Consider the following 7,360-nt stretch of genomic DNA (forward strand, 5'->3'; position numbering starts at 1 on the left):
CCGGGCCCTCCTCACTTGTACATGGTCTGGTTCATGGTTCCGGGGGCGTACGCGTCGGGGTCGACCCAGACGTTGATCAGGGACGGCAGCCCGGACTCGCGCGCTCGACGCAGTGCCGGGGCGATGTCGGCGGGGTCCCGCACCTCCTCGCCGTAACCGCCCAGCATCCGGGCGAACTCGTCGTAGTGGACGTCGCCGAGGGTGTTGCCGACCCGCTCGCGCTCCGGGCCGTACTTCTGGGCCTGGCCGTAACGGATCTGGTTCATCGAGGAGTTGTTGCCGACGATGCCGACGAAGGGCAGGTTGTAGCGGACGAGAGTCTCGAAGTCCCAGCCGGTGAGGGAGAACGCGCCGTCACCGAAGAGGGCCACCACCTCCTTGTCCGGGCGGGCCTGCTTGGCGGCCAGGACGAAGGGGACGCCCACGCCGAGCGTGCCGAGCGGTCCCGGGTCCATCCACTGCCCGGGCGACTTGGGCTGGACGACCTGACCGGAGAAGGTGACGATGTCCCCGCCGTCGCCGATGTAGATCGAGTCCTCGGTCAGGAAGTCGTTGATCTCGCTGACCAGGCGGTACGGGTGGATCGGCGAGGAGTCCGAGCGCAGCTGCGGCAGCCGCTTGTCGAGCGCGGTCTGCTCGGCGGTGCGCAGCTCCTCCAGCCATGCCTTGCGCTTGGTGGCACCGCCGTTGAGCCGGCCGCTCGCCGCCTCCGTGACCGACTTCAGGATCAGCCCCGCGTCGCCGACGATCCCGAGGTCGATGTCCCGGTTCTTGCCGACGGTCCGGTAGTCCAGGTCGATCTGGACGACGGTGGCGTCCGGGGAGAGCCGCTTGCCGTAGCCCATCCGGAAGTCGAAGGGGGTGCCGACGATGACGATGACGTCCGCGTTGGAGAAGGCGTAACGCCGGGAGAGCTGGAAGTGGTGCGGATCGCCGGGCGGCAGCGTGCCGCGCCCCGCTCCGTTCATGTACGCGGGGATGTTGAGCGTCCGTACGAGCTCGACCGCCGCGTCCGTGGCCCGGGTCGTCCAGACCTGGCTGCCCAGCAGGATCGCCGGCTTCTCGGCTCGCACGAGCAGATCGGCGAGCTTCTCGACGGCCTCGGGGTCACCGCCGCCGCGGGTGGACGCCCGGTACTGCCCGGCCTGGGGCACCCGCGCCTTCTCCACCGGGACGCTGGCGTCCAGGACGTCGCGCGGGATCTCCAGGAAGGAGGGCCCCGGCGCGCCGTGGTAGCACTCGCGGAACGCCATGGAGACCATGTCCGCCGCCCGCGCCGTGTCCGGCACCGTCGCGGCGAACTTGGTGATGGGCGTCATCATGTCGACGTGCGGCAGGTCCTGCAGCGAGCCCATCTTGTGCTGGGTGTGCGCTCCCTGGCCGCCGATCAGAAGCATGGGCGACTCGGCGCGGAAGGCATTGGCGACGCCGGTGACGGCGTCGGTGGTGCCGGGCCCCGCGGTGACGACCGCGCAGCCGGGCTTACCGGTGATCCGGGCGTAGCCGTCGGCGGCGTGCGCGGCCACCTGTTCGTGGCGTACGTCGACGACTTCGATGCCCTCGTCGACACAGCCGTCGTAGATGTCGATGATGTGGCCGCCGCAGAGCGTGTAGATGCGGTCGACGCCTTCCGCCTTGAGGGCCTTGGCGACCAGATGTCCACCGGAGATGCGTTCCTGCTGGGGCTGCTGGCTGTCGTCGGGCATGGCGAAGTCCTGTCCCTTCGTAGGGGGTTGAGGTGCTGTCGCGGTCGATTGCATACAGTCGACGAATACTGTATGAAGCTTGTTATCCCGCATCGCCCGGATGGTGTCCAGGGGGTGTGCGGCACTTTCGAGACAGGGAGCCGAGATGGACCTGTACGAGCACCAGGCAAGGGAACTCTTCAAGGGTTACGGCATCGCGGTCCCCGACGCCGCCGTGGTCGACCACCCCCGCGAGGCGCGGCACGCCGCCGAACTCCTCGGCGGACGCGTCGTCGTCAAGGCCCAGGTGAAGACCGGCGGCCGGGGCAAGGCGGGCGGTGTCAAGCTCGCGGCGGACCCCGCCGCCGCCGAGATCACCGCACGTCAGATCCTCGGCATGGACATCAAGGGCCACACCGTGCGCCGGGTGATGCTGGCCCAACCCGTCGACATCCAGGACGAGTTCTATGTGAGCTACGTCCTCGACCGGGCGGCCGGCACCTTCCTCGCCATCGCCTCCGCCGAGGGCGGCATGGACATCGAAGAGGTCGCCGCCACCCGGCCCGAGGCCGTCGCCCGCATTCCCGTCGACCCGGCCGAAGGCGTCACCGAGGCCAAGGCCGCCGAGATCGCCGCCGCGGCAGGGCTGCCGCCGGAGGCCGGGGACGTACTGCGCCGGCTCTGGCAGGTCCTCGTCCGCGAGGACGCCCTCCTCGTCGAGGTCAACCCCCTCGTCCGTACCGTCAAGGGCACGGTCCTCGCCCTCGACGGCAAGGTCACCATCGACGACAACGCCGTCTTCCGGCAGGCCCGTTGGGGCGAGACGCCCGACGTCCCGAAGGCCGAGGGCGACCCGCTGGAAGCCGCAGCAAGAGCCAGGGGCCTCAACTACGTCAAGCTCGACGGCGAGGTCGGCATCATCGGCAACGGCGCAGGACTCGTCATGTCCACCCTCGACGTCGTGGCCGGCCGGGGCGCCCGCCCCGCCAACTTCCTCGACATCGGCGGCGGCGCCTCCGCCCAGGTCATGGCCGACGGCCTCGACGTGATCCTCTCCGACCCCGACGTCCGCGCCGTACTCGTCAACGTCTTCGGCGGCATCACCGCCTGCGACGCCGTCGCCGAGGGCATAGTCCAGGCCCTCGAATCCGTGCACCTCACCAAACCGCTCGTCGTGCGCCTCGACGGCAACAACGCGGCACGCGGCCGGGCCGTCCTCGACGCCCGCGCCCACCCCCTGGTCGAACAGGTCACCACGATGGACGGCGCCGCCGCCCGCGCAGCCCAGCTCGCCACCCGCTGAAGGGAAGCAACGCCATGGCCGTCTTTCTGACCAAGGAGAGCAAGGTCCTCGTCCAGGGCATGACGGGAGCCGAGGGCATGAAGAACACCCGCCGGATGCTCGCCGCCGGCACGGATGTCGTCGGCGGGGTCAACCCGCGCAAGGCCGGCAGCTCCGTCCAGCTCGACGGACGCGCGATCCCCGTCTTCGGCTCGGTCCGCGAAGGGATGGACGCCACCGGCGCGGCCGTCACGGTCGTCTTCGTCCCGCCGCCGTTCGCGAAGGCGGCCGTCATCGAGGCCGTCGACGCGGGCATCGGCCTCGCCGTCGTCATCACCGAAGGCATCCCCGTCCACGACACCGTGGTCTTCCAGGCGCACGCCCGCGACCGTGGCACGAGGATCATCGGCCCCAACTGCCCCGGTCTCATCAGCCCCGGCCAGTCCAACGCGGGCATCATCCCCGCCGACATCGCGGCCAAGCCCGGCCGCATCGGACTCGTCTCCAAGTCCGGCACGCTCACCTACCAACTCATGTACGAGCTGCGGGAGTACGGCTTCTCCTCGGCCGTCGGCATCGGCGGCGACCCGGTCGTCGGCACGACCCACATCGACTGCCTCACCGCCTTCGAGGCCGACCCCGACACCGATCTGATCGTGATGATCGGCGAGATCGGAGGCGACGCCGAAGAGCGAGCGGCCGAGCACATCGCGGCGCACATCACCAAGCCCGTCATCGCCTACGTCGCCGGCTTCACGGCCCCCGAGGGCAAGACGATGGGCCATGCGGGCGCCATCGTCTCCGGTTCGTCCGGTACGGCCGAGGGGAAGCGGAAAGCCCTGGAAGCGGCGGGGGTACGGGTCGGCTCCACGCCCACCGAGACGGCCGGACTCGTCCTCGCCCGGCTGGCGGCCCCGGGCGCCCTCACCCACGATTGACGCGGCGCCCGCCCGCGCCACAGCCCCCGCCCCGCGCCACCGTCCAGCCCGCGCGCGCCAAAGCCCCGCCCGCACGACACCGCCCCGCCCGCACGACACCGCCCCGCCCGCGCCACAGCCGTCATACCTCCGGCCGTCGCGCCCGCCCCCAGCCATCGCACCCTCCCGCCCGACTGTGCACCGAGAGCGGAGAACCCTCCATGGCACCGACCCCGGCACCCACCCCTGACCCGTCCTCAACCCCCGCCCCAGCCCCCACCCTCCAACTCAAGCCCGGCACCGCCTGGGCCGACGCCTGGCAGCGCTGTCTGACCGCCGCCCCCGAGGCGTTCCGTGACGACAGCGTCCGCAACCTCTGGAACGGCGCCTGGCAGCCCGACGGCCGGCCGCTCCCCGCCACCAGCCCCGTGGACGGCAGCCCCATCGCCGGCCCGCCGCGCCTCGACGCCACCACCGCCCACCGGGCGGTACGCGCCTCGCTCGACCAGCACCGCGCCTGGCGGCACATCCCGCTGGCCGAACGCCGGGCCCGCGTCTCCGCCACCCTCGACGCACTCACCGCGCACCGGGAACTGCTCGCCCTCCTCCTCGTCTGGGAGATCGGCAAGCCCTGGCGGCTCGCCCAGGCCGACGTCGACCGCGCGATCGACGGAGTGCGCTGGTACGTCGACGGCATCGACCCCATGCTGACCGGCCGCGCCCCGCTGCCCGGCCCGGTCTCCAACATCGCCAGCTGGAACTACCCGATGTCCGTCCTGGTCCACGCCATGCTCGTGCAGGCGCTGGCCGGCAACGCCGTCATCGCCAAGACCCCGACCGACGGCGGACTCGCCTGCCTCACGCTCGCCTCGGCGCTCGCCGCCCGCGAGGGCATCCCGGTCACCCTGGTCAGCGGCAGCGGCGGCGAGCTCTCCGAGGCCCTCGTCCGCGCCCCGGAGATCGGCTGCGTCTCCTTCGTCGGTGGCCGCGACACCGGCGCCCGGATCGCGACCGCGGTCGCCGACCTGGGGAAGCGCCACATCCTGGAGCAGGAGGGCCTCAACACCTGGGGCATCTGGAACCACACCGACTGGCCCGCCCTCACCTCCGTGATCCCCAAACTCTTCGACTACGGGAAGCAGCGCTGCACCGCCTATCCGCGCTTCGTCGTCCAGCGGCCCCTCTTCGCCGACTTCCTCGCCGCCTACCTGCCGCCCGTCCGTGCCATCCGGTTCGGCCACCCGCTCGCCGTCGAGCACCCGCAGGACGACCTCCCCGACCTCGACTTCGGTCCGCTCATCAACGCCGCCAAGGCCAAGGAGCTCGGCGACCTGGTCTCAGAGGCCGTCGACCGGGGGGCCGTCCCGCTGCACCACGGTTCGCTCGCGGACGGCCGCTTCCTGCCGGGCCAGGACACCTCCGCGTACCTTCCGCCGGTGACGCTCCTTAACCCGCCCCCGTCCTCACCCCTCCACCACGCCGAACCCTTCGGTCCGGTCGACACGATCGTCCTGGTCGACACCGAGGCGGAGCTGCTCGCCGCGATGAACGCCTCCAACGGGGCTCTCGTCGCCACGCTCTCCACCGACGACCCGGAGACGTACGACCGACTCGCCCCGCAGATCCGTGCCTTCAAGACCGGCCACGGAAAGCCCCGGTCCCGGGGCGACCGCGAAGAGCTCTTCGGCGGGTTCGGCGCGTCCTGGCGCGGGGCCTTCGTCGGCGGCGACCTGCTGGTCAAGGCCGTCACCGAGGGGCCCGAGGGCGCGGACGGCTCCTCGGGGGAGCGGCTGCCGGGCAACTTCCCCGACTACCACTTGATGCCCTGACAGGGTCCCTTCACCCGATCCCCTGACGGTCCGTCTCCAGGGCGAAGGCCCGATCGGCCGCCTCCGGCGTCGCGCGCTCCACCAGCTGCGTGAGCAGTGCGCGGTGCCGGAGCAGGGGTGCCCTGCGTTCCTCGGGGACCAGCGACAGCAGGTCGTCGATCCCCGCGAGCATCCGCCGGGACACCTGGGGGCTGCCGGCAGCGCAGCCCCGGACCTCGGTGAACCCCAGATCCACGAGATCGGTCCATTCGGATCCGTCCTGGATCAACCGGACCGTGCCCGCGCGGTCCCGGTGCTGGACGGACCCCAGGGGGCGGTTCGCGAGCGCCGCGAGGATCTGGACGATCCGGTCGAGGCACTGCACGGCGGTCGTCGGGTCGTTGACGGCGGGGGAGAGGGCCCGCAGAGCGATGTCGGCGAGCTGCCGCAGGCCGAAGCCGAGATCCTGGTGGAACGTCCGCTCGACCCCGAGGGAGACCGCCGAGGCCAGCCGGCGCGGCACCTGCCCTCCGTGTACGGCGAGGATGCGGGTACCGGGCACCACGAAGTCCCCGATCCGGGGGACCAGCCGAAACACGACGCCGTGCCGTTGCGCGCCCCTGACGAGCCACGCCACGTTCACGTCCCGCAGCACGCCGGCGCGCCCCCGGTGCACCAGGAACTGCGTCGCTTCCCCGAGCTCGCCGACCTCGTCCCCGTACAGCGGCTGCTTCGTCAGCACGGACAGCGCCTCGGTCGTGATCCGTTCGACCACGTGCCCCACGCGCATCAGCTGCAGTGTCGTGCTCACATACGCCACGAAGAGCACCAGACTCAGCCCCACCATGAGCAGCGTCAGGAACGACTGCACCAGGGGCACGACCGTCACGTACCGGGGATCGGTCTCGCTCTCGTACGAGGTCAGCACGAGCAGCGACAGCAGGAAGGTCGACAGGAAGACGGAGAAGGTCGCCTTGGTGATCCGGCTCCGGATGAAGATCCGCACGATCCGGGGGCTGAACTGGCCGCTCGCCATCTGCACCGCGACCAGCGAGATGGAGAAGACGACACCGATGAAGGTCATCATCGCCGAGGAGATCGTCGTGACGATCGTCTTGGCGTCGTCGGAGATCCCGATCAGGTCGGAGATCTCCTCGTACGCCTCGTCGTCGCGGAGCCATCCGATGATCGCCTCGTCCAGCGTCGTCGCACCCGTCCACATCGCGAAGACGGCCAGCATCGACAGGATCGGGGCGAACCAGAACGTGTCCCGCAGGTGCTCCCGCATCGGCGACAGCATCCGGGGCCTGCGGTACGTCGACCTGCGGTACTCGGATTGGTTGCTCACCCAGGGCAGGCTAGGCGGCGCGGGTCGCCACTCCCCGTATGTGTACGGCGACACTCTGTGGGACCTCTGGCGCACCCGGACTGGATCAAGGACATCCGGCCCGCCGCACCCCACTGACCACGGGAAACGTGGGTGAAAGGCACCGCGAACCCCTGGTAGAGTTATCCATGTCGCCGCGGGGAACACCCCGAAACGACACAACACCTGGTCCGGGTGGCGGAATGGCAGACGCGCTAGCTTGAGGTGCTAGTGCCCTTTATCGGGCGTGGGGGTTCAAGTCCCCCCTCGGACACCAGAGGAAGACGAAGGCGGTCCGTGGC

Annotated in this window: 5 protein-coding genes and 1 tRNA gene; 4 read left to right on the plus strand and 2 right to left on the minus strand. The window is 70.8% G+C overall.

The annotated features are described in order from the left end of the window. Positions 1 to 11: 11 nt before the first annotated feature. On the minus strand, positions 12 to 1,706 hold the full coding sequence (locus tag ACFVZW_RS08580) for a thiamine pyrophosphate-binding protein (RefSeq protein ID WP_384518656.1): 1,695 nt from the start codon (positions 1,704 to 1,706) through the stop codon (positions 12 to 14). 145 nt (positions 1,707 to 1,851) lie between these two features. Between ACFVZW_RS08580 and sucC the strand changes: the two genes are divergently transcribed. The 3 genes from sucC to ACFVZW_RS08595 all read left to right on the plus strand — a co-directional run bounded on the left by sucC (position 1,852) and on the right by ACFVZW_RS08595 (position 5,713). Further along, positions 1,852 to 2,988 (plus strand): ADP-forming succinate--CoA ligase subunit beta, encoded by a 1,137-nt coding sequence (gene sucC, locus ACFVZW_RS08585; protein ID WP_384518659.1) that lies wholly within the window; start codon positions 1,852 to 1,854, stop codon positions 2,986 to 2,988. A 14-nt stretch (positions 2,989 to 3,002) separates the two neighbouring features. After that, positions 3,003 to 3,905, plus strand: a complete 903-nt coding sequence (gene sucD, locus ACFVZW_RS08590) for a succinate--CoA ligase subunit alpha (RefSeq protein ID WP_384518662.1) — start codon at positions 3,003 to 3,005, stop codon at positions 3,903 to 3,905. 200 nt (positions 3,906 to 4,105) lie between these two features. After that, positions 4,106 to 5,713, plus strand: a complete 1,608-nt coding sequence (locus ACFVZW_RS08595) for an aldehyde dehydrogenase family protein (protein ID WP_384518665.1) — start codon at positions 4,106 to 4,108, stop codon at positions 5,711 to 5,713. Between the two features lie 10 nt (positions 5,714 to 5,723). On the opposite strand, the gene ACFVZW_RS08600 is transcribed toward ACFVZW_RS08595, so the two are convergent. Next, complete coding sequence (locus tag ACFVZW_RS08600; RefSeq protein WP_384518680.1) at positions 5,724 to 6,992, minus strand: DUF2254 domain-containing protein; 1,269 nt, start codon at positions 6,990 to 6,992, stop codon at positions 5,724 to 5,726. 255 nt (positions 6,993 to 7,247) lie between these two features. On the opposite strand from ACFVZW_RS08600, the gene ACFVZW_RS08605 reads away from it, so the two are divergent. Further along, a tRNA-Leu gene (locus ACFVZW_RS08605) sits at positions 7,248 to 7,335 on the plus strand. Positions 7,336 to 7,360 lie beyond the last annotated feature (25 nt).

It is taken from the genome of Streptomyces sp. NPDC059567, from assembly GCF_042735655.1.
Lineage (GTDB): Bacteria > Actinomycetota > Actinomycetes > Streptomycetales > Streptomycetaceae > Streptomyces.

Bases quoted from the DNA above. Each gene is read 5' to 3' on its own strand.
- ACFVZW_RS08580 (WP_384518656.1), bottom strand. From the start codon at position 1,706: ATGCCCGACGACAGCCAGCAGCCCCAGCAGGAACGCATCTCCGGTGGA.
- sucC (WP_384518659.1), top strand. From the start codon at position 1,852: ATGGACCTGTACGAGCACCAGGCAAGGGAACTCTTCAAGGGTTACGGC.
- sucD (WP_384518662.1), top strand. From the start codon at position 3,003: ATGGCCGTCTTTCTGACCAAGGAGAGCAAGGTCCTCGTCCAGGGCATG.
- ACFVZW_RS08595 (WP_384518665.1), top strand. From the start codon at position 4,106: ATGGCACCGACCCCGGCACCCACCCCTGACCCGTCCTCAACCCCCGCC.
- ACFVZW_RS08600 (WP_384518680.1), bottom strand. From the start codon at position 6,992: ATGCTGTCGCCGATGCGGGAGCACCTGCGGGACACGTTCTGGTTCGCC.